Source organism: Telluria sp. LT2P34, assembly GCF_059685915.1.
Genome location: NZ_JCASIN010000002.1, coordinates 590580 through 612365 on the forward strand (window position 1 = coordinate 590580; position 21786 = coordinate 612365).

At 67.1% G+C, this 21786-nt stretch carries 14 protein-coding genes; 8 read left to right on the forward strand and 6 right to left on the reverse strand.

Annotation, left to right across the window (positions count from 1 at the left end):
* Positions 1–64: 64 nt before the first annotated feature.
* Positions 65–3562 carry a DNA polymerase III subunit alpha gene (gene dnaE / locus AC56KZ_RS08500; protein WP_497161717.1) on the reverse strand — a complete coding sequence of 1166 codons (3498 nt, stop codon included), beginning with the start codon at positions 3560–3562 and terminating at the stop codon, positions 65–67.
* A 76-nt stretch (positions 3563–3638) separates the two neighbouring features.
* On the opposite strand from dnaE, the gene AC56KZ_RS08505 reads away from it, so the two are divergent.
* The 8 genes from AC56KZ_RS08505 to AC56KZ_RS08540 all read left to right on the forward strand — a co-directional run bounded on the left by AC56KZ_RS08505 (position 3639) and on the right by AC56KZ_RS08540 (position 14934).
* Positions 3639–5828, forward strand: coding sequence for a glycosyltransferase family 4 protein (locus AC56KZ_RS08505; protein ID WP_497161718.1), 2190 nt, complete (start codon positions 3639–3641; stop codon positions 5826–5828).
* Between the two features lie 46 nt (positions 5829–5874).
* Entirely contained in the window at positions 5875–6774 is a 900-nt protein-coding gene (locus AC56KZ_RS08510) for a sulfurtransferase (RefSeq protein WP_497161719.1), read from the forward strand.
* Positions 6771–7058 (forward strand): hypothetical protein, encoded by a 288-nt coding sequence (locus tag AC56KZ_RS08515; RefSeq protein WP_497161720.1) that lies wholly within the window; start codon positions 6771–6773, stop codon positions 7056–7058. Before AC56KZ_RS08510 ends, AC56KZ_RS08515 begins: the two co-directional genes overlap by 4 nt.
* Positions 7059–7067: 9 nt before the next feature.
* Positions 7068–8798 (forward strand): glycosyltransferase family 4 protein, encoded by a 1731-nt coding sequence (locus AC56KZ_RS08520; protein WP_497161721.1) that lies wholly within the window; start codon positions 7068–7070, stop codon positions 8796–8798.
* Complete coding sequence (locus AC56KZ_RS08525) at positions 8795–9076, forward strand: hypothetical protein (RefSeq protein ID WP_497161722.1); 282 nt, start codon at positions 8795–8797, stop codon at positions 9074–9076. Before AC56KZ_RS08520 ends, AC56KZ_RS08525 begins: the two co-directional genes overlap by 4 nt.
* On the forward strand, positions 9076–10866 hold the full coding sequence (locus tag AC56KZ_RS08530) for a glycosyltransferase family 4 protein (RefSeq protein ID WP_497162125.1): 1791 nt from the start codon (positions 9076–9078) through the stop codon (positions 10864–10866). Before AC56KZ_RS08525 ends, AC56KZ_RS08530 begins: the two co-directional genes overlap by 1 nt.
* A 68-nt stretch (positions 10867–10934) precedes the next feature.
* Positions 10935–11930: a hypothetical protein gene (locus AC56KZ_RS08535; RefSeq protein WP_497161723.1), complete on the forward strand. Its 996-nt coding sequence runs from the start codon at positions 10935–10937 to the stop codon at positions 11928–11930.
* Between the two features lie 4 nt (positions 11931–11934).
* Positions 11935–14934, forward strand: coding sequence for a glycosyltransferase family 4 protein (locus AC56KZ_RS08540; protein ID WP_497161724.1), 3000 nt, complete (start codon positions 11935–11937; stop codon positions 14932–14934).
* A gap of 3 nt (positions 14935–14937) precedes the next feature.
* Here the strand turns inward: AC56KZ_RS08540 and AC56KZ_RS08545 are convergent, their stop codons facing one another.
* Genes AC56KZ_RS08545 through AC56KZ_RS08565 form a run of 5 tightly spaced genes read right to left on the reverse strand, consistent with a single transcriptional unit; the run spans position 14938 to position 21779 of the window.
* Complete coding sequence (locus AC56KZ_RS08545; protein WP_497161725.1) at positions 14938–16431, reverse strand: ABC transporter ATP-binding protein; 1494 nt, start codon at positions 16429–16431, stop codon at positions 14938–14940.
* 15 nt (positions 16432–16446) lie between these two features.
* The gene (locus AC56KZ_RS08550; protein WP_497161726.1) at positions 16447–17250 is read right to left on the reverse strand and encodes an ABC transporter permease; all 804 of its coding nucleotides are present in this window, start codon (positions 17248–17250) and stop codon (positions 16447–16449) included.
* A gap of 12 nt (positions 17251–17262) precedes the next feature.
* On the reverse strand, positions 17263–18375 hold the full coding sequence (locus AC56KZ_RS08555; RefSeq protein WP_497161727.1) for a glycosyltransferase family 4 protein: 1113 nt from the start codon (positions 18373–18375) through the stop codon (positions 17263–17265).
* Positions 18372–20585: a glycosyltransferase gene (locus tag AC56KZ_RS08560; protein WP_497161728.1), complete on the reverse strand. Its 2214-nt coding sequence runs from the start codon at positions 20583–20585 to the stop codon at positions 18372–18374. Before AC56KZ_RS08560 ends, AC56KZ_RS08555 begins: the two co-directional genes overlap by 4 nt.
* A gap of 18 nt (positions 20586–20603) precedes the next feature.
* Positions 20604–21779 (reverse strand): class I SAM-dependent methyltransferase, encoded by a 1176-nt coding sequence (locus tag AC56KZ_RS08565; RefSeq protein WP_497161729.1) that lies wholly within the window; start codon positions 21777–21779, stop codon positions 20604–20606.
* Positions 21780–21786: the final 7 nt, after the last annotated feature.

Genomic DNA, 21786 nt, shown 5'->3' on the forward strand with positions numbered 1-21786 from the left:
TTCCGATAGTGGCAATTTTAACAAGCCCTCATCAGGCCTGTCGCCACCCACGCAGCCTCGCGCCCTAGTACTCGACCGCGACGTCCTTTGCTCCCAGTGTCAACTCCAGCGCCTGTTTCAGGGCGTCCGACGGCGCCACGCGCCATTCGTCGCCCAGTTGCAGGATGCATTCGACGCCCTGGGGCTTGATGCGCAGGCTGACCGGCAGGCCGTCCGGGTGCTTGTAGGGTGCGATGACTTCGGCGATCTTTGCCGGGCTGACCGTGCAGGCCAGGTCCATTTCCAGTTTGTGGCCGTACTGGATGCGCGAAGACGCCAGGTCGTAGACCTTCTCGGCGGTGATGCGCAGGCCGCCATTGAAGCGGTCTTCCGACACTTTACCCACCACCAGCAGGAATTCGTCTTCCTTGAACGCGTTCCTGTTCGCCTCGAACACCTCGTTGTACACCGTGACTTCGACTACGCCGGTCTTGTCGTCGAGGGCGACGATCAGGATCTTGCCGCGCTGGGTCATCTGGGTGCGCACGCCCATGATCACGCCGCACAGCATGCGCGGCTCGCGCGAGGGTTCCAGGTCCTGCAGGCGGGTACGCGCGAAACGCCGCACTTCCCCGGCGTAGATGTCGAACATGTGGCCCGACAGGTAGAAGCCGAGCGCCACCTTTTCTTCCGACAGCTTCTGGCGATCGGACCAGGGCAGCGCCTTCACGTATTCCGGTGGGGCGACGAGGTCGGAATCGCTGCCGCCGAACAGGCTGACCTGGTTGGCGGCGGCCGCTTCCTGGGCCGACACTTCCATCGCAAACGTGACCGAGGCCAGCAGCACCGCGCGGTCGACGCCGAAGCAGTCCATGGCGCCGGCGCGGATCAGCGATTCGATCGTGCGGCGGTTGATCTGCTTGCGGTCGACACGCTTGCAGAAGTCGAACAGGTCCTTGAACTTGCCGCCCTCGGTGCGTGCGGCAACGATCGCCTCGATCGCGCCCTGGCCCGCGCCCTTCACGCCGCCCAGGCCGTAGCGGATGTTCTTTACCTGCTTGCCCGTTACCGAAAAAGGCTCCCCTTCCGGAGTAAAACGGAACTGCGATTCGTTCACGTCCGGCGGCAAGAGCGTGAGCTTGCAGACATCGATCGCATCCTCGACCAGGATCTTGATCTTGTCGGTGTCTTCCATCGCCAGCGACATGTTGGCTGCCATGAAGGCGGCCGTGTGGTGCACCTTCAGGTAGGCCGTGTGATAGGACAGCAGCGCGTAGGCCGCGGCGTGCGATTTGTTGAAACCGTATCCCGCGAACTTCTCCATCAGGTCGAAGATTTCGTCGGCCTTGGCCGTCGTGAGGCCGTCCTTCGCCGCGCCGGCGCGGAAGATCTCGCGGTGCTCGGCCATCTCTTCGGCCTTCTTCTTGCCCATCGCGCGGCGCAGCATGTCGGCGCCGCCCAGCGAATAGCCGCCGACGATCTGCGCCATCTGCATCACCTGCTCCTGGTAGACCATGATGCCGTAGGTCTCGGACAGGATCGACTCGGTACGCGGGTCCGGGTAATCGAATTTCTCGCCGTGCTTGCGCTTGCAGAAGTCGGGAATCAGGTCCATCGGGCCCGGACGATACAGGGCCACCAGCGCGATGATGTCCTCGAAGCGGTCGGGACGTGCATCCTTCAGCATGCCCTGCATGCCGCGCGACTCGAGCTGGAAGATGGCGACCGTCTTCGCATCCGACAGCAGTTTATAGGACGGCCGGTCGTTCAGCGGCAGCTTGGCCAGGTCGAAATCGCTTTCTGCCGGATCGAGCGCCTTGATGTAGTTCACGGCGCGGTCCAGGATGGTGAGCGTGGTCAGGCCCAAAAAGTCGAACTTGACCAGGCCGACGGCCTCGACGTCGTCCTTGTCGTACTGCGACACCACGCCGGCATCGCCGCCCTGGGTGTACAGCGGGCAGAAGTCGGTCAGTTTGCCCGGCGCGATCAGCACGCCCCCGGCGTGCATGCCGATGTTGCGGGTGATGCCCTCGACCTGCTGGGCCAGTTCCAGCACCTGGCGCACTTCTTCCTCGTTCTCGAGGCGTTCCTTGAGCAGCGGTTCTTCCTCGATCGCCTCGGCGATCGAGACCGGTTTGCCCGGCTTGAACGGGATCAGCTTGGAAACGCCGTCGCAGAAGTTGTAGCCATAATCAAGTACGCGTCCCACGTCGCGGATCGCGCCCTTGGCCGCCATGGTGCCGAAGGTGGCGATCTGGGAAACCGCATCGCGCCCGTACAGGTCCTTGACGTGCTGGATCACGCGGTCGCGGTTTTCCTGGCAAAAGTCGATGTCGAAGTCGGGCATCGAAACGCGTTCCGGGTTCAGGAAGCGCTCGAACAGCAGGTTGTACTTCAGCGGATCGAGGTCGGTGATCAAGAGGCAGTAAGCGACCAGCGAGCCGGCGCCCGAGCCGCGGCCCGGACCGACCGGCACGCCGTTGTCCTTGGCCCACTGGATGAATTCCGCCACGATCAGGAAGTAGCCCGGGAACTTCATCTTGTTGATGGTATCGGTCTCGAACTTCAGTCGCTCTTCATAGCGCGGACGCGCTTCCTCGCGCTTGACCGGGTCCGGATACAGGTGCTCGAGCCGTTTGACCAGGCCCTTCTGCGATTCGGCGACGAGGAATTCGTCGATCGTCATGCCGGGCGGCGTCGGGAAGTCCGGCAGCTGCGGCTTGCCGAGGGTGAGCACGACGTTGCAGCGCTTGGCGATTTCGACCGAATTGGCGAGCGCGCCGGGCAGGTCCTTGAACAGCTCGGCCATCTCGGCCTGCGACTTGAAACACATCTCTTCGTTGAAGCGGCGCACGCGCTTGGCGTTGGCCAGCATTTCGCCTTCGGCGATGCAGGTGCGCGCTTCGTGGGCGATGTATTCGTCCTTGCGGATGAACTGCACCGGGTGCGTGGCCACCACCGGCAGGCCGAGGCGGGCGGCCAGCGCCACCGAATGGCGCACGGCCGCTTCCTGGTTGGCCGCGCCGGCGCGCTGGATTTCGATATAGAAGTGGCCAGGGAACAGCGCGGCCCAGCGTGCGGCCGCCTTTTCGGCGCGATTGACGTCACCCTGGTCGATGGCCTGGCCGACGTCGCCGAAACAGGCGCCCGAGAGCACGATCAGGGCGTTCGCCTGGTTCACTTCCGGCTCGAGCGTCGAGCTGGATGCGGCCAGGGCTTCCAGCCATTCCGCGCGAATCTCGGCGCGGCCCTTGTGCTGGTTGGTGAGCCAGGCGCGCGACAGCAGGTCGCACAATTGAAGGTAGCCGGTGCGGTTTTTCGCCAGGATCAGCAGGCGCGAGGGCTTGTCGCGGTTGTCGTCGTTGGTGATCCAGGCATCGACCCCGATGATCGGCTTGATCCCCTTGCCGCGCGCCGCCTTGTAGAAGCGCACCATGCAGAACATGTTGGCCAGGTCGGTGACGGCAAGCGCTGCTTGCTGGTCCTTGGCGGCGGCGCCGACGAGGTCGTCGATGCGCACCAAACCGTCCACGATCGAGTATTCGGAGTGGACGCGCAGGTGGGTAAAGGTCGGGGAAGTCATGGGCGTATTTTAACCCGCCGGGCGCTTCGCCGGCGGCGCCGGCGGGTGCCGTTACAACAGCACTTATAATGCGGCGATGACCGTTTCCAGTCCCACCGCGCCCGTCACCCTGTTGGACCTGCTGCTGGCGGAACCGGCGCCGGGCGAGTGCGTCATCGCCGTGCTGCCAGCCGCCGCCGGCACGGGGTCCGAACCCGCTCCGGCGCCGCGCCCGCGTCCACTGCGCCGCCCGCTGCACAAACTGACTGCGCCGCTGATGCTGGTCGCCCGCGCCGTCATGCGCCGGCCGCGGGTGCGCCAGCTGGCGCTGCGCATTCTGAAACGCTCCCCCTTGCTATATGCGCGCGCTTACGGGGCGATGATGGCCTCCGGCAGCGCCGCGCCGCCGGCCGCCGCCGGCATGCGAAACGGCGAGGTCGACACCTTGTCGCCGCGCGCGAACGCGATCCTGCGCCGCCTGCGCGACCTGCAAGGCAGGCCGCTACGGCCGCACCGCGCCCGCCCCCGCCTCGCCTTTGTCTCGCCGCTGCCGCCGCAGCGCACCGGTGTCGCCACCTATGCCGTGGAACTGCTGGCCGAGCTGGTGCAGCACGTCGACATCGAACTGGTCGTCGCCCAGCCGGAAGTGCGCCTGCCCCCGACGCTGGAGGGGCTGCCCGTGCGCGATGCCGCCTGGTTCCTCGAACACGGCGCCGACTATGACCAGGTGCTCTACCAGTTCGGCAACAGCCCCTTCCACAGCCACATGTTCTCCCTGCTGGCGCGCCATCCTGGCGTCGTCGTGCTGCACGACTTTTTCCTGGGCGGCGCCCTGCTGCACGCGCAAATGAGCGGCGCCGACCCGCGCGCCTGGAGCGAGGCGCTGCTGGCGTCGCACGGCTACGCGGCCCTGGCGCAGAGCGAAGCGGCGGGCGCGAACGAGCAGGCGCACAAACGCTGGCCGTGCAGCCTGCCGGTGCTGGACAAGGCCACCCGCACGGTCGTGCATTCGCGGCACGCGCGCCAGTTGGCAAGCGACTGGTTCGGCCCCGCCGCCGCGAATGGCATCGACCTCATTCCACATCCGCGCACCCCGCCTGCCGTCATCGACCGCGCCACCGCGCGTGCCTCTCTCGGCATTCCCGACGACTGCTTCCTGGTCTGCAGCTTCGGCTTCGTCGCCCCGAATAAACTGACCCACGAGCTGCTGCGCGCCTGGACCGCGTCTTCCCTGCATGGGGACCGCGCCTGCATGCTGGTGCTGGCCGGCGCCAACCACGACAGCCCCTATGGCGTGGAAGTCGAGGCCCTGATCCGCCGCGCGGGCCCGAACGCGAACATCCGCATCGCCGGCTGGCTCGACGACACCAGTTACCGCCAGTACCTGCAGGCGGCCGATCTCGGCGTCCAGCTGCGCACGAATGCGCATGGCGAAAGCTCGGGCGCGGTCCTCGACTGCATGAACTACGGCCTGGCGACGATCGTCAATGCCAACGGGTCGATGGCGGAGCTCCCGCCCGAGGCCGTCTGGCGCCTGCCCGACGCGTTCGAACTGACGGCGCTGTCCGCCGCGCTCGACACGCTGCGCCGCGATCCGGCCCGGCGCGCCGCGCTCGGCCAGGGGGCGATCGCGCTGCTCGACGCCGAGTTCCGCCCGCAGCGCTGCGCCGCGCTCTACCTGGCCACGCTGGAAAGCGCCAGGCACGCCACCGACGCCTCGGATACGGCCTGGCGCACGGCCCTGGCGCAGGCCGGCCCGCTGGACGAAGCTGGCCTGCATCGCCTGGCGGCAAGTCTCGCGGAAAACGAGCCTGCGCTGCGGCGCCGGCTGCTGGTCGAGGTCAGCGCCTCGCGTGGGGCCACGCCCGATGCGGCGCTCGCCAGCCAGCTGATCGAACTGCTGGCGCAGGAAGGCGCCGGCCTGCGCATCGAGCCGGTCTACCTCGATACGACGGGCAGCGTCCCCTGCCTGCGCCAGGCGAGGAATGCCGCCGGGCGCCCGCTGGGCCTGGCCTGGCCGGCGCAGGCCGAGCCGGTCGTCGACGTCCACGCCGGCGACATTTATTATGCGCCGCAAGCCGCCTGCCCGGCCGTGGCGCAGGCATTCGAGTGCGGCCTGCTGGCGGCCTGGCGCGCGCGCGGGGTGAGCGTCCAGCTGGGGGTGGCTGGCCCGCACGCCGGCCCTGCCCTGCGCGCGCTGGCCTGTGCCTCGAGGATCATCTGCGGCTCGGAGGCGATTGCACGACAGCTGGCGGCGGCGATCCGGCCCGAACCCGACGGCTTATAATAGCGGCTGACCAGAATTGAGCTGGAAATCAAGTTACTTGGCAATCATGCAAACCACGACCCAACACGCGGCGGACACGACGCCGTCTCCAATGGCGCACGCGGACGGCCGCTACGTCAACATCGCCGCCTATAAATTCATCACCTTCGACGACACCGAGGACATGCGCCCGCGTTTCCAGGCGCTGTGCGCGCAGCTGAACCTGAAGGGCACGATCCTGCTGACGCCGGAAGGCATCAACATGTTCCTGTCGGGCCTTCCCGCCGACATCGACGCCTATCTGGCCTGGCTGCGCAGCGACCCGCGCTTCGCCGACATCGACGTCAAGTACAGCTATTCGGAAGAACAGTCGCACAAGCGCATGCTGGTCAAGATCAAGAGCGAGATCATCACCATGCGCATGCCGCTGATCAAGCCGGAACTGGGCCGCGCGCCGGCGGTGGCGCCGGCCACGCTCAAGCGCTGGCTCGACCAGGGCCATGACGACGCCGGCAAACCGGTCGTGATGGTCGACACCCGCAACGATTTCGAGGTCGACGTCGGCACCTTCGACAACACGGTCGACTACCGCATCGCCAAGTTCACCGAGTTCCCGGAAGTGATCGCCGCCCACAAGGACGACTTCGCCGGCAAGACCGTGGTCACCTTCTGCACCGGCGGCATCCGCTGCGAAAAAGCGGCGATCCACATGCAGAACATCGGCTACGACAACGTCTACCAGCTCGAGGGCGGCATCCTGAAGTATTTCGAGGACGTCGGCGGCGCCCACTACCACGGCGACTGCTTCGTGTTCGACTACCGCACCGCGCTCAACCCGAAACTCGAGCCGACCGTCACCACCCAGTGCTTCGCCTGCCGCGCCATCGTCACCCCGCGCGAACAGCTTTCGCCGCAGTATGTGTACGGGGTGTCGTGTCCGCATTGCGCGCAACAGCCGGCCGCATGATCATGACGCAGGGTCCTTTTCTGGCGCGCCAGGCCTTCCGGAAGGTCGCGCTGGGCGCGGTCGCCTTTGTCGTTGCGCACCCGCGCCTGGACGATTTCCTGCGCCGCCAGGTCTACCGCTTTCCCCGGCTCGCCGGGCGCATGCGCGCGCTCGTCGGCCAGTCACGGCGCGCCGCCTGGCAAAGTCCTCCGGTCGTGCTCTCGGACGAAGCCGAGCTGACCGACAGCGCGCGCCAGGTCCTGCGCGAACTGCGCCGCGCCATCGACCACGCCCGTACACCGTAACGCGTCGCGATGCGCATCCTCCTCGACCTGCAGGCCTGCCAGGCGTCCAGCATGCACCGCGGTATCGGCCGTTACTCGATGGCGCTGGCCCTGGCCATGGCGCGTGACAGCCGCGGGCACGAGCTGCGCATCGTCCTGAACGAGGACTATCCGGATAGCGCCGCCGCGATCAGGAAGCGCTTCGACGGCCTGCTGCCCCAGTCCCACATCTCGACCTTCGTCACACCGGTTCCGGTACGCGAGATCGACCGGGGCAATGCCTGGCGCCTCGGCGCGGCCGAAAGGATCCGCGAACACTACCTGGCCAGCCTGCGCCCCGACATCGTCCATGTCGCCAGCCTGTTCGAAGGTCTCAGCGACAATTCCGTCGTCTCCGTGCCGCGCGAGCATGCGCACTTCGACACAGCGGTCACGCTGTACGACCTGATTCCGCTGATGCGCAAGGAACGCTATCTGCGCGACCCGAACGTGGCGGCCTGGTACCACCGCAAGCTAGGACAGCTGAAGCGGGCTGAACTGTTGCTGGCTATCTCGGGATCGGCGCGCGCCGAAGGCATCGAGCTGCTGGGGCTGCCGGCCGGGCGTGTGGTGAACATTTCGTCGGCAGTGGACAGCATCTTCCGCCCACGCACACTGGGGCCGCAGGAGCGCGCGGCGCTGTTGGGGAGGCATGGCATCGAGCACGGCTTCATCATGTACACCGGCGGGATCGACTACCGGAAAAACGTGGAGGGACTGATCGAAGCGTACGCGAAGCTGCCGCCGGCGCTGCGCAGCCGCTACCAGCTGGCAGTGGTGTGCAGCCTCCAGGAGGCCGACCGTGTCCGGCTGGAACGGCTGGCCGGAAAATTCGGCGTACCGAAAAACGATCTGGTGCTGACGGGCTTTGTGTCCGATGACGATCTCGTCTCCCTGTACAACTGCACGGCGCTGTTCGTGTTCCCGTCGCTGCACGAGGGCTTTGGTCTGCCAGCGCTGGAAGCCATGGCCTGCGGCGCGCCGACCATCGGGTCGAACGCAAGCAGCATCCCGGAAGTCATCGGCCGTGCCGACGCCCTGTTCGACCCCGCCAGCAGCAGCGCGATCGGCGCCAGCATGGCGGCCGTGCTGGACAACCCGGCACGCCAGGCGGACCTGCGTGCGCACGGCCTGGTTCAGGCAAAGCGGTTTTCCTGGGACGCCAGTGCCCGGCGCGCCATCGACGCTTTCGAGGAAGTACACCGGCGCCGTAGCGCGGGACGCGCTGCGATGCCGTACGCTGCCCTGCCGGGCGGGGAAGAAGCCGAATGCACCCTGCTCGCATCGATCGCCGCGCTCGGCGCCGATGTGCCCGATCCGGACCTGTTGCAGGCGGCGTCGGCGATCGCGGCCAACCGGCCGGGAGGAAATTGGCGCCAGGTTCTTGTCGACATCGGCATGGCCGGCGCGCAAGAGCTGCTCGGTGCGCTTGGCGGACAGGCGCCGCAGGGCTGGCGCATCGAGCCGGTCCTCCACGACGGAGCGCGCTACCGGTATGCCCGCTTTCCCATGTCGGACTTGCCCGGCCGCGCAGCCGTGCACGGCGAGGGCGCCGTCGTCGACGCCAAACCGGGTGACGTCCTGCTGGCCCTGGACGGGCGTTCGATGCCGCTCGTGCCCGAACGATGGGTGGCGCGCGGCGTACGCGTTTGCCTGCTGGCGGCCGGCGCCGACGCCGTCGGCGAGCGCCTTGCCGCCGCACTGGCCGAGGCCGGGCAATGAAGCGCAATCCGAAAGCCATCGTCAAGCACCTGGTGCGTGCCGGCATGCTGCCACTGGCGCGCGCAGTAGCGCGCCATGGGGTCGTGAAACGCCTGGCCCGCCTCCTGCTTGGCCAGATGCCGGCGCTCGAGCGCCGGATCGACACCCTGATCGGCCGCGCGCCCCTGCAGCCGCCGCCGCGGTGCCTGCACGTACCGCAGGACAGCGCCGACCTGTCGCCAGCGACGCAAGTCTGTTACCAGGAACTGAAACGCCATTTCGAGAACAGGAAGCCTTGATGCGGATCGTGATCGACCTGCAGGGTGCGCAAACCGCCAGCCGCTTTCGCGGCATCGGCCGGTACACGATGGCGCTCACGCGCGCAATGGTACGCCATGCCGGCAGCCATGAGATCTGGATCGTGCTCAACGGTGCGCTGGAAGAGTCGGTGATGCAGGTGCGTGGCGACCTGGCGGGCCTGATTCCAACAGAACGGATCCGCGTCTTCGAGACGCCGGGCCCTATCGCCGAAATGGACGAGCGCGCCGCCCCGCGCTGCCGGGCTGCGGAGATGCTGCGCGAGCAGTTCATCGCCCTGCTTGCACCCGATATCGTGCTGGTCACGAGCCTGTTCGAGGGTTTCCTCGACGATGCGGTCGGTTCGGTCGGCGCCTTAGTCGATGGCGCGCGCACGGCCGTCATCCTGTACGACCTGATTCCCCTGCTCAACCCAGGCACTTACCTCGGCTCGCCCTATGTGCAGCAGTGCTACATGCGCAAGATCGCTTCGCTGGAACGCGCCGGGCTGTTGCTGGCGATCTCCGACTACGCGCGCGAAGAAGCGATCCAGGCGCTCGGACTGGAGCGCGAACGCGTCGTCGCGATTTCGACTGCGGTCGACGAAAGCTTTGCCCCCGCTGTATCGACGCAAGCCGAGCTCGAAGCCGTTCGCGGTCGCTTCGGCCTCACGCGGGCGATGGTCATGTGCACACCCGGCGCCTACGAACCGCGCAAGAACATACCTGGCCTGGTGACGGCCTGGAGCCTGTTGCCGGCCGCCATCCGCGAACGCCATCAACTGGTGATTGCCAGCCGCATCGCCGACGCCGATGCGCAGGCGCTTCAGGCGCATGCAGCCCGTTGCGGCCTGGCCGCGTCGGACCTCGTCCTGACCGGTTACGTCGGTGATAGCGACCTGATCAGCCTGTACCAGGCAACGACCCTGTTTGTTTTCCCCTCGTTGCATGAAGGCTTCGGCCTGCCCGTGCTGGAAGCGATGGCGTGCGGCGCGGCCACGATAGGCTCGAACAGCACCAGCATCCCGGAAGTCATCGGCCTTGAAGCCGCCATGTTCGATCCGCGCGATCCGCTGGCAATGGCTGCGAAGATCGCCGAGGTACTCGGCGATCCGGCCATGCTCGCTCGCCTGCGCGAACATGGCCGCCGCCAAGCGGCACGGTTTTCCTGGGACAGCACGGCGCAGCGCGCGCTGCGTGCCCTGGAAGCACAGGCCGCCGCCCGCCCGCCGTCCCGCCCACGCGCCCGGGAAGAATTGCTCGATGCCCTGGCTGGGCTGCCGCAGCTGGCCTCAGACGACACAACCCTGCTCCAGCTGGCGTCCTGCATCGCAGTGATGCCCGATCCACTGGTAACACCCCAGCTCCTGGTGGATATCAGTGCCTGTGGTGCACGGCCCGCATTGCTGTCCCTGGCGCGCCGCTTCGCGCCGACGACCGCCGGCGCGCAGACAGGAGCACAACATGCAGCCGTCATCCTGAGCCGCAAGGGCGGAGTCTGGCATTATCGCTATGCCGACGCGGACACCGCCTCGCTTGCCGGGTTTCCGCCCCACCCTTTTGCAGGCAAGGTGGCGGACCTGCGCAGCGGCGATCTCCTGTTGAGCGCCCTGCCCTCGCCCCCTGCCCTGGCGGCGAACGAAGAGGGACTGTTCGCTCACTTGCGAAGAACAGGTGTCGAGTGGCATGTGGTGCGTGTTACAGGGGACGGACCGTCGGAGACGGCTGCCGGCGACGCCGCGGTCCTTGCCCACGCCAGCGTCGTCATCGACACGGCCAGTTGGGATCTATAATACCGATCCGTGAATCGCACCCGACTGCCCATGTTGTCCGCCACCCGATACCGCCATTGCGCCGCCGCATGAGCGCGCAGCACGAGAATAGCGCGCTGTTCGCTGCACTGCGCACGCTGCGCAGCGGCCTGTATGTCGACGCCGCGCCGGCCGGCGTCGAGGCGTCGCATCTGGCGCGCGAGTTCGCCCAGGCAGGCTGGCAGGGCATGCAGCTGGTCGTGGCCGAGGGCGGGTCCGACATCGACGCGTTGCTCTCGGAAGCCCGCGTGACGCACGCGCACTGGATGGCGCTGCGCGGCGGCGCCGCCATCCGCGCCCTGGAAAGCTGGCAGGCCGGTGCTTGCCGTCCACTGCTGGTGCTGGTGGAAAGCGGAACGCTCGAGCAGCCTGTCACCCCGGCGCCGCCCTGGCGCGAAACGCTGACGCGCCATGGCTACCTCGCGGCTATCGGCGACGACGACTTCCATTACTTCGTGCGCAGCGATCAGATTGCCTTGCTGTCCCTGCTGGCCGAGCATGCGAGCCTGGCCTGGCGTACGCGCCTGCAGGCCGGCCGGCAGGCGCTGGCCCTGGCGCAGCGCGAGGCCGAACAGGCGCGCACAGCGCTGCTGCCGGCGCAGGCCAGGGCCCAGGCTTTCATCGCGCGCGCCACCATGCTGGAGCAGGAGATCGATGCCATCTACGCCAGCCGTTCATGGCAAAGCACCAAACTGCTGCGCTGGTGTGGGCGCTTGCGGCGCCAGCCGGGTCCTGCGTTGCGCCAGCTGCAGGCTGTCGGACGCGCCCGGATGGCGGCCATGCTGCGCAAGGTGCTCGCACGACTGGCCGGTAAGCTCGGCGAGCGCCCAGGCGTGCGCCGCCAAGTCGACGCGTTCGCGGCGCGCCACCCCGCCCTGACGCGCCGCATGAAAGGATGGCTGCGCGCCGGTGCACCGCTGCCGGATACGATGGCAGCCGCGCTGCCCCCGGCCATCGACGCCGACAACATGATCGGCCCGCAGTTCAAGACCTTGCTGCTCAACGAATTCGAGCATGGCCCGCGGCGGCCCCACGGAAAAGGATGACCGTTTGCGCCTGATTTTCGACCTTTTCCCCTGCCAGTCCGATTCGCGCCTGCGCGGCATCGGGCGCTACTGCCTGTCGCTGGCCAAGGCGATGGCCGCCGTGCGCGGCGAGCATGAGCTGCGCCTGCTCGCAAACGGCCTGTATCCCGACAGCGCGGCCGACTTGCGCCATGCCTTCGGCGCCCTTGCGCCGCCGGGCGCGCTGTCGTCGTACACCCACCCGCCGATGAGCGCCGCCGGGACCGACGATCCGGACGAGGAAAACGTGGCATCGGCGGTGATCCAGGCGGCCTACCAGGCTCTGCGTGCCGATGCCGTCCTGTGCGCCAGCCCGTTCGAAGGATGGTGCGAACGCGGCATGGCGGCCCAGCCGGATGCCGTGCTGCCGTCCGGACTGCGCGTCGCTGTGCTCTACGACCTGATCCCGCTGCTGTTCCCGGCGCAGCACCTCGATCCGTCACCGGCCTACGCCCACTGGTACAGGCGGCGCCTCGCCAGCTTCGAGCATGTCGACCTGTTCCTGGCCATCTCGGAAGCCACCCGCGCCGATGCGATCCGCCTGCTCGGCATCGCGCCCGAGCGGGTGGTGAACATCGGCGGCGCGGCCGACGCGCTGTTCAAGGTGATGGCGGACCGCGAGGAGGTCCGCAGGGCGGTGCGAGAGCTCGGCATCAGCCGCCCGTTCGTGCTCTACACCGGCAACGGCGATTACCGCAAGAATCTGGAAGGCATGCTGCAGGCCTATGCACGGCTCGACCCTGCGCTGCGCCGGGTCCACCAGCTCGTCGTCAACCAGGTTGGCGACCGTGACCGCTTCGGCGAGCACATGCGCCGCGCCGGCCTCGGCGAGGACGAGGTCGTCGTCACCGGCCGCGTCGACGACCGCGCCCTGCTTGCGCTGTACAACGCGTGCACGGTGTTCGTGTTCCCGTCGCTGTACGAAGGTTTTGGCCTGCCGGTGCTCGAAGCGATGTACTGCGGTGCGCCAGTCATCGCGGCCGCCAATTCGTCGATTCCTGAAGTGCTGGGACGCGACGACGCGCTGTTCGACGCCTCCGCTCCGGCAAGCATCGCCGCCCACCTTGAAAAGGCATTGACCGACCACGCCTGGCGCGCCGAACTGTCGCGTCACAGCCTGGAACGCGCGCGCGTTTTCAGCTGGGAAGACACCGCCCGGCGCGCGTGGAACGCCATCGAGAACGCGGCGCCGCGCCGGCGGCCCGTCGCGGCGTCGTCGCGGGTGGCGCTGGTCACCGGCGGCGCAGGTGACCAGAAGATGCACGCGGTGCTCGCGGCGCTCGAGGAGCATCACACGCTGACGCGCTTTGATGCAGGAGCGGTTGCCGCGCGCCTGCATGACTTCGATGTGGTGCTGTACGTACTGGACGCCGGTGCGCTGTCGCCGGCGCTGGTCCACCTGATGCGAGCCGCGCCGGGCATCCTGTGGCTGCACGGCACGGCCGGCGCCGTGCCGACGCAGGCGCCCGACCCGGACCTGCTGCTGCGCGATGCCGGCCTGCAGGGGCTGCATGCATGGCTTGTGTCGGGCAGCGCGCCGGCGCCGGGACGCAGCCTGTACGAAGCGCTGCACTGCCTCGTGCTCGACGATACGGAAGCGGCGGCGCAGCTGCGACGGCGCCATGGCACGGCCCTGCCGCCGCTGGCGTCGCTGGGCGGTCCGGGCGCCACGCCGGCCGAGTGTGCCGGGCGCCTGTCCGCACTGATCGCGGACACCGACGGGCGCGGCTCGCGCGGCGCCGCCGCGCGCATTGCCGCCAGCTGGCGGCAGCGACGGCCCGGCAAGCACCAGATCGACCTGGTCGCTGCCCATGCGCAAGCCAACCTGATGAGCAGCCGTGCTCCACGCCTGCTCATCGACGTCACCCAACTGGCACGCACCGATGCTCTCAGCGGCATACAGCGCGTGGTCCGTAACATCGCGCGCGAACTGTGCCTGCTTGAGGGCGACTTGCCGCCGATCGAGCTGGTGCAAATGGAAGACGGCGGCCTGCATCGCGCGAGCGCCGTTGCGGCACGCCTGCTCGGCCATCCAGCCAATGCCGTTCCCGAGGGCGCGATCGACATCCATCCCGGCGACCTGCTGTTCATGATCGACTCGTCGTGGGAGCAGTATCCACAATTCGTTCCCGTGTTCGACACCGTGCGCCGCCTGGGCGGGCGCGTCGTGACCGTCATCTACGACCTGATCCCGCTGCGCATGCCGCATTTGTGCGTCACCGGCCTGGTGGCCGTGTTTCGTCGCTGGTTCGGCATGGCCGTCGAGCACAGCGACATGTTGCTGTGCATTTCGGGTGCGGTGCGCGACGACGTGGCGCGCTACATCGACGAGCACGGCATGCAGCCGGCGCACCGGCTGCAGCTGGAATACTGGCGGCTCGGGGCCGACCTCGCACCCAAAGGCCGCGATCAGGCGATCCGTCCGGAAGTGGCGGCGATGACGGCGGACAGCAGCAGCCCGCTGTTCCTGATGGTGGGAACGGTAGAACCGCGCAAAGGGCATGCCGCGGTGCTCGACGCATTCGACGCGCTATGGGCGCAAGGCAGCGCTGCGCGCCTGTGCCTGGCAGGCCAGGAGGGTTGGGCGGTCGACGACCTGATGCACCGTGTCCGCAAGCATCCAGAATTAAACCGGCGCCTGTTTTTCGTCGAGCGCTTTACCGATGCCGAAATCAACCTGTGCTACAGCCGGGCGCAGGCTCTGCTGGCCGCGTCGGTCGCCGAGGGCTACGGACTGCCGATTGTCGAGGCGGCACAACACCGTGTGCCCGTCATTGCCACCGATATCCCGGTGTTTCGGGAAGTGGCAGGCCGCGGCGGCGCGTATTTCCCGCTGGGCGACCGCGACGCGTTGATGGCGCTGGTGCTGCGCTTCTGCGCTCTGGATCTTGCGGAACGCCAGGCCCTGGCGGACCAGGTGCACATCCTGAGCTGGCGCGACAGTGCTTGTCATGCATGGCAAGCGCTGCGCCGCTCGTTCGCCTAGTCCTCAGTCCAGCGAATACTCGGCGACCTGGAACGGCGTATGCACGACGCCCCACAGGTCCCACTGTGAAGGCGCGTCCGGGAAACGCACCGAGAAGCGGGCGCCGCCGGCGACATAATCGACGATGCGGTCGGTCAGGTACTGACCATGGTTGCGCGGATTCGCCACAAAAGTGCCGATGCCCGCGATGAAGCCGTATTCGCCGGGCGACAGCGGATTATTGAACTTGAATTCGACCACCCGCAGCATGCGCGCCCCGTCGCTCGGGAGGAATACCCGCGACGGCGTCGAATTGAAGTGCAGCAGCTGGCGCCCGACATTGTCGGTCACGCCCAGCGTCAGCGCGCACGTTTCCGGCAGCGGCGCGTTGCAGCGATAGAACACGCGCACGGTGCAGGCGGCGTCGAGCGGCAGGCTGTCGGTCTCCCTGCCGTCGGCGCCGATCAGCGCGATGTCGACAATGCGCGCTTCGCCGCTGCCGGTGCGCAGGTCGGAGACCCGCTCCTCGAAGGCCTGGTGGCGCGCGCTGTCGGTGGCCGCCGGGCGCTCTGCATGCACCTGGACGGCGGCGCTGCCGTGCTTCGGGGTTTCGGTGGCCGGGGTCCCTGCCGCGGGGTTGCCGGCCGCCGGGGTGCCGGCCAGCGGGCCGTCCTGCACCGACGTGCCGCTACCGAGCAGCTTGCTGCCGTCGATCGTCGCGACGCCACCAGCTTGCCCGGGCGCGTCGGGCTCGGGCAGGCCGGCGCGCACGATGCGCTTGAAGACATCGCTCTGGTAGGCCGCGCCGACGTCGGCCGAGGGGCCGGTCTTGCGCACCTTGCCGCGTTCGAGCCACAGGCCCTCGTTGCACAGCGCCCGGATCGAATCGGCGGCGTGGGTCACGTAGATGAAGGTCGTGCCGTTGTCGAGCAGGGACTTGATCTTGTGCAGGCACTTGTTCTGGAAGTAGGCATCGCCCACGCTGAGCGCCTCGTCGACGATCAGGATGTCGGGCTGCACGTAGACGGCGCAGGCAAAACCGAGGCGCACGGCCATGCCGCTGCTATAGGTCTTCACCGGGTGGCCGATGGCGTCGCGCAATTCGCTGAACTTGATCACTTCCGGCACCGCGCGCTCGATCTCGTCGCGGTTCATTCCGTGCAGCATGCCGAACTGGCGGATATTTTCCGTGCCCGGCAAGTCCGGATTGAAGCCGGCGCCCAGTTCGAGCAGGGCCGACACGCGCCCGCGCACCTGGGCCGTGCCCTGGGAGGGACTGAGCACGCCGGCCAATACCTTCAGCAGCGTGCTCTTGCCGCTGCCGTTCTCGCCGACGATGCCGAGCCTCCCGCCCCGCTCCAGCGAAAACGAGATGTCGTCGAGCGCACGCGTTTCGCGGGCGTACTGCTTGCGCCCGCCGGAGAGCAGTTCGAGCAGGCGGTGCTGCGGCGTCGCATAGGTGTGGTAGATCTTCGAGACATTGGTCAGCTCGACGACTCGATTGTGATTGGTGCTCATGACTCCCGCCCTTCCTTACAGAACATCGGCAAACCCGGATTTCAGCTTGCGGAACACCAGCAAGCCGAGGCCCAGCACGACAAAGGCCAGCAGCGCCAGGCCGCCCAGCGCGGCCATCGACACCTCGGCGGTGCCGAACATCGAATGGCGCGCCATTTCGACGATGTAGGAGAACGGGTTGTAGTCCATGATCAGCGTGCGCACCCACAGCGGGCCGTCTTTTTCGACCAGCGTCGCCGGATACAGGATCGGGGTCAGCCAGAACAGGATGTTGATGCATACCGGGACAATCTGCGACAGGTCGGGCACGTACACCGCCAGCGCAGACAGGCCGTAGGACAGGCCCACGGTCAGCACAATCGACACCAGCCAGACCAGCAGGAACAGCGGGGCGCTGGACGCCAGCGCCATGCCCTGCCCCACCAGCAGCACGCCGACGATGCAGAACAGGATGAACTGGTTCAGCAACGCCGAGCCAAGCGGCACCAAGGGCAGCACCCAGTAAGGGAATGCGATCTTGTTGATCAGGAAGCCGTATTCGCGCAGGATCGAAGTGCTGCGGCCGGTCATTTCGGCGAAAAAGGCCCACAGTGCGAAGGGCACGAAGTAGAACAACGCGAACGGGATGTCGCCGTAGCGCTCGCCCATGCGTCCCTTCATCAGGATCGAGAACACGATGACGTTGATCATGGCGTACAGCAGCGGCACCAGGATGTTCCAGGCGATGCCCGCGTAATTGGTGGCGTAGCGATTCTTCAGGTCGCGCCTGGCCAGCATCCAGGCCAGGCCCAGGCTGTTTCGAAGTCCGGATTGATGCATGATGTCTTTCGTTTAGTAGCGGTGCGCGCCCTGCCGGCGGATCACCGCCAGGAAGCGGGCGCGCACGGTATCGGCTGCGAAATTGCGCAGGTGGGCCTGCGCCGCGAATACGAAGTCGAGATAAGCCGCTTCGCGCCATGCTTCGCCCTGCACGAGCGCGATATCGGCGCCCACTGCCGCGGTCAGCGCGCGCACGTCGCCGGTCGGCACCAGGGTCCCCAGGCCGCCGGCGACCGCCGGGGTGTTGCTGTTGTCATAGGTGAGCACGCGGCAGCCGCTGGCCAGCGCTTCGAGGATCGGCACGCAAAAGCCTTCGTGGTGGGTCGGCAGGACAAACAGGTCGGCTTCGGTCAGCACCCGCAGCTTGACCTTCTCGGGGGCGTTGCCGTGCAGGCTGGCCTCGAGGCGCCCGCCGAAGCGGCGTTCGAGTCGCTCGATCCCGCCGCGCACTGCCGCGGCCACGTCCTGGTCCGAAAAGCCGAGGTTCGCCACCAGTTCCAGCCGCAAGCGCAACTGGCGGTCGGCGTCCAGGAGGCGCTCGACCGCGGACAGCAGATCGAGCGGGGCTTTCGACTGCACAAGGCGGCCGACGAAGGCGATGCGCACCACGCCGTCCTCGAAGCTGGGCTTGGATTGCGGAGCATGCAGCCGGGTGTGCACCGCAAGCGGCAGCACGGTGGAATCGACTTCGATACCGGCCGCGCGCAGCACTGCCTCGTTGGTATGGCTGACGCAGATGACATGGTCGGCGAAAACGATATTCGCCATTTGCATGAACGACCTGTCGATCAGCGCATGCGAGGCGGCCGGCAAGACATGTTTCGGCGTGATGTTGTGGAAGACCACGAGCCGCCGGGCACGGCGTGGCACCGCGGGCAGCACGTTGAACAGCGGGTAGAACACGCCGAAATGGAACACGGCCATGTCGCAGGTCTGGAAGAACGGGTCGAACACGACCTGCGCTTCGTTGTCGACGATCGTGCACGGCACCTCGTCAAACTCGCAGGCGTAGGCGAACAAGCGGACCTCATGGCCCGCAGCCCGCAGCCAGCCGATTTCTTCGCGGATGGCATTCGAGATCGCATCGTACTTCTGGCAGATGCTGTTCAGGTACGCAATCTTCATGCGATCCGGGGCAACCGCTCCAGCGCTGCGACGACGCCTTCGGCCATGGCGCGTGGCTGGAAATGCGCCAGGTAGCGCTGCCGCCCGGCCTGCCCCAGCCGGGCGCGCAGGGCCGGGTCGTCGAGCAGGCGTGCGACCGCGGCATACAGCGACTCGGCGTCGCCCGGCGCGGCCAGCAGGCCGGTTTCGCCGTCGGCCACCACTTCGGGCATGCCGCCGACTTTGCAGCCCACGATTGGTTTGCCATACATCATGGCTTCCAGGTGGACCAGACCGAACGATTCGAAGCGCGACGGCGCGACGATCAGGTCGGCGTGCGCATAGAAGCCGCGCAGCACGGCGTCCGGCACGCTGCCGTGGAAGACGATGCGGCCGGCGCTGGCCAGCTCGCCATGGCGCGCCTCGAATTGCGCGCGCATGGTCTTGCCGTCGGCCTGCACAATGCTGTCGTTACCGACCATGTCGATGTGCAGTTGCGGATAGCGTGCCAGCAAGCCCCCGGCGACGTCCAGGAAGACGTCGGCCCCCTTGCGCATTTCAATGCGCGCCACGAAGCACAGGCGGACGGCGCCTTCGGCCAGCGCTGCGGGCGCGCCGGTCTCCTTGCCCAACCAGTCTTCCAGGCCGAGCGGGACCAGGTCGAGCCGTTCGCGGTCGAAGCGGAATTGGTACTGGCGCTCGATTTCGTCGACGATCGCGGCGCTGATCGCGTGGATCCGGCCGCTTTCCCGCATCAGCCGTGTTTCCAGCGCCAGCACCGGCTGCGCGAAGCTCTCCATGAACTGCGTATCCTCGCGCCTGCCCGGGTTGGCGTCGAGGTAGGACGCCATCGTCGTCTGCAGGCTGGTCACGAGCGGGAAAGCCCCGCTGTGCAGGAAGGCGATGCCTTCCAGGTCCCACACCGGCGCGTACACTGCGTCGATGGTCCGGCGCGACGCGATTTCCTCGGCTTCGGCAAACATCGTGCGTGAGTAATTCCACAGGTGGGCCGGGATTCGCATCTCGCTTGGCACCGCGAATTCGCGGGGTGAAATGCGGTGCACCCAGACGCCTTCTTCGAAGTCGACCCGGTCATGTTCGCTGCCCATGGTCAGCACGTGCACCTGATGCCCGAGGCATGCGATCTCGACGGCCAACTGGTGGATATAGCGGCCGATGCCGCCGAGATTGCCCGGCGGGTAGGTTTGGCTCAGCAGTACATAGCAGCGCTGGCGGCCCGCTTCCAGCCAGGGAGCGAAACGGGTGACCTCCTGCACGCCCTTCATGGCGTCCGGGCCGGGAATGCGGCGCGTTGGCGAGAGGCCGCGCTGCAGGCCTTCCTGGAAGGCGCGGTCGACTTCTTCCTCGAAGCGCCCGATGTAGTCCGGGCTCAGCTTGTTCTCGCCCACTGCCCAGCGCACCGATCCACGGAATTCCTCGATCGTGTCGCGGATGACCTCAGTGATACGTTCGATGCTGACGTGCTCGCGCGCGTGGCGCAGCGAAAAATACGTCTTGTTCTTGATGACCGAGTGCCAGCTGGTCAGCACTTTCGACTCGTTGCGGATGTGGCTCGGCATGTACTTGTGATGCACGAATCCGCGGTCGAGCTGGGCGACCTTCAGGCCCACGTCGACGAAGCGCAGGATGATGTCGCTTTCGTCGAGGAAGTACTCGTATTCCTCGTCGAAGCCGCCAACTTCCACCACCGCCGAGCGGCGGAAGACGCTGTTCGCCATCACGTGCGGGTACTGGAAACTGCCGGGGAAATTCAGGTGCGGCGCGGCCGTGCGCCAGTTGGTGTCCGCGCCGCCGAAACGGTCGACCGTGCCGAAGGTCCATTGGTAGGTCTTGCCGGTATGGTCGTGCAGGAAGCCCCCGGCGACGGCCACTTCCGGATCGCGAAACGCGGGCATGACGTCGTCGAGCCACTCCGGTTCAGGCACCGAATCGTCGTCGAGGAAGCCGACGAATTCGCCGGCCGAAATCGCGATCGAGATATTGCGCGACATCGACAGGTTTCGTTCGGGGCAGACTGCGTACTTGATCGTGTCGCCGTACGATTCGCACAACTCGTGCGTGCCGTCGCGCGTCGGCCCGGCCACCACGACCACTTCGAAATTCGGATAGCGCAGGTAGCGCAGGCTTTCCAGGCAGGTCGCCAGGCTTTTGGCGCGGCCGTCGGTATTGATGATGATCGAAACCGACGGGTAGTACTCCTGTTCGTTCATGAAACTGGCCTTTTCTTCTTAGCGCGCGGCGACGATCTCGAATTCTTTGCATCCGCCGTTTTCGCGGTTTTCGGCGACGACTTCGATCCGGGTGAAGCCGGCGTCGCGCAGCAGCTCGCTCAGGGACTCCGCGGAAAACATGTTGTAGTGGAAGTCACCGTCGTAGTCCTGGCCGCCAAAGGTCACCTGGCGCAGGTTTTCGAACGGATACTCCTGCGCCACAAAGGCGCGCGCCATGTTGGCGCCGTCCGGTACGATTGCGCGGAATACGCCGTCCTTGCCCAGCAGTGACACCCAATAGGGCAACAGTTCCCGGCGCAGTTGTTCGAGCGGGAAATGCTCGAGCAGATGGGCCGAGCAGATCTCGGCGACTTCGCCCTTGGCGAACGGCAGGGCATCGACTTCGGCAACGATGTCGACGCCCGGCAGCGCGCGCCGGTCGACATTCAGGTAGCCCGCCAGCGGTACGTGGCCGCAACCGAGATTGAGGCGGATGCCGCTGCCTTGGCGCGCCTGCTCCACCTTGGCCGGCTCGAGGATCTCGCCCTTTGCGGCCAGCTGCTCGCCTTCCTTTGCCGGATCGGTCGCGCCGTAGCGCATTTCGAACATCAACTCGCGGCGCACGAATTCGACGCGCTTGAGCAAGTACTGGACCGACTCGGACAGTCCGGCGGCATGGGCGCTGGCTGCGCCGGCATGCTGGGCCGCCGCCTCCTGGGCCGCCTGTCCTGCGTCGATCCGGGCCGCCGCATCGCTGCGTACGCGCTCGATCAACTCCGTCAACTCCTTCAATTGCGCCGCCGCTCCTTCGGCCTGCAGGGCGGCGGCGGCCTTCCCGGCGTCGAGCTCGCCTTGCAGGCGCCCATTCTGCTCGCGCAGCTGGACGATTTCGCGCGTCATCTTGCGCAGGGCGACCGGCGCCGATCGCACCAGGTTGGCGTGGCCGTTGGCCTCGATCAACTGGCGATGATTCACGTCGGCTACCGCCTGCAGCAGCGAGGGAAGCTGTTCGGTTTCGAACAGGCGGCGGGTGTCGTCAGCGGGAAGGCCGGCGCCACCACGCTCCTGCAACGACGCCTCGAGGGAATGGCGGAATTCGGGGAGGCGGATGACCGCCACGGCTATCTTGACCAGGCGGCCAATGACAGGCCAGCCGGCCATGGTTCTTGCGGTCTTGCGGAGTAATGCTTTCATATTCGAT

What these genes read in the sequence shown, in the direction of transcription:
- dnaE (WP_497161717.1), bottom strand. Translation starts at nt 3,562, where the DNA reads ATGACTTCCCCGACCTTTACCCACCTGCGCGTCCACTCCGAATACTCG.
- AC56KZ_RS08505 (WP_497161718.1), top strand. Translation starts at nt 3,639, where the DNA reads ATGACCGTTTCCAGTCCCACCGCGCCCGTCACCCTGTTGGACCTGCTG.
- AC56KZ_RS08510 (WP_497161719.1), top strand. Translation starts at nt 5,875, where the DNA reads ATGCAAACCACGACCCAACACGCGGCGGACACGACGCCGTCTCCAATG.
- AC56KZ_RS08515 (WP_497161720.1), top strand. Translation starts at nt 6,771, where the DNA reads ATGATCATGACGCAGGGTCCTTTTCTGGCGCGCCAGGCCTTCCGGAAG.
- AC56KZ_RS08520 (WP_497161721.1), top strand. Translation starts at nt 7,068, where the DNA reads ATGCGCATCCTCCTCGACCTGCAGGCCTGCCAGGCGTCCAGCATGCAC.
- AC56KZ_RS08525 (WP_497161722.1), top strand. Translation starts at nt 8,795, where the DNA reads ATGAAGCGCAATCCGAAAGCCATCGTCAAGCACCTGGTGCGTGCCGGC.
- AC56KZ_RS08530 (WP_497162125.1), top strand. Translation starts at nt 9,076, where the DNA reads ATGCGGATCGTGATCGACCTGCAGGGTGCGCAAACCGCCAGCCGCTTT.
- AC56KZ_RS08535 (WP_497161723.1), top strand. Translation starts at nt 10,935, where the DNA reads ATGAGCGCGCAGCACGAGAATAGCGCGCTGTTCGCTGCACTGCGCACG.
- AC56KZ_RS08545 (WP_497161725.1), bottom strand. Translation starts at nt 16,431, where the DNA reads ATGAGCACCAATCACAATCGAGTCGTCGAGCTGACCAATGTCTCGAAG.
- AC56KZ_RS08550 (WP_497161726.1), bottom strand. Translation starts at nt 17,250, where the DNA reads ATGCATCAATCCGGACTTCGAAACAGCCTGGGCCTGGCCTGGATGCTG.
- AC56KZ_RS08555 (WP_497161727.1), bottom strand. Translation starts at nt 18,375, where the DNA reads ATGAAGATTGCGTACCTGAACAGCATCTGCCAGAAGTACGATGCGATC.
- AC56KZ_RS08560 (WP_497161728.1), bottom strand. Translation starts at nt 20,585, where the DNA reads ATGAACGAACAGGAGTACTACCCGTCGGTTTCGATCATCATCAATACC.
- AC56KZ_RS08565 (WP_497161729.1), bottom strand. Translation starts at nt 21,779, where the DNA reads ATGAAAGCATTACTCCGCAAGACCGCAAGAACCATGGCCGGCTGGCCT.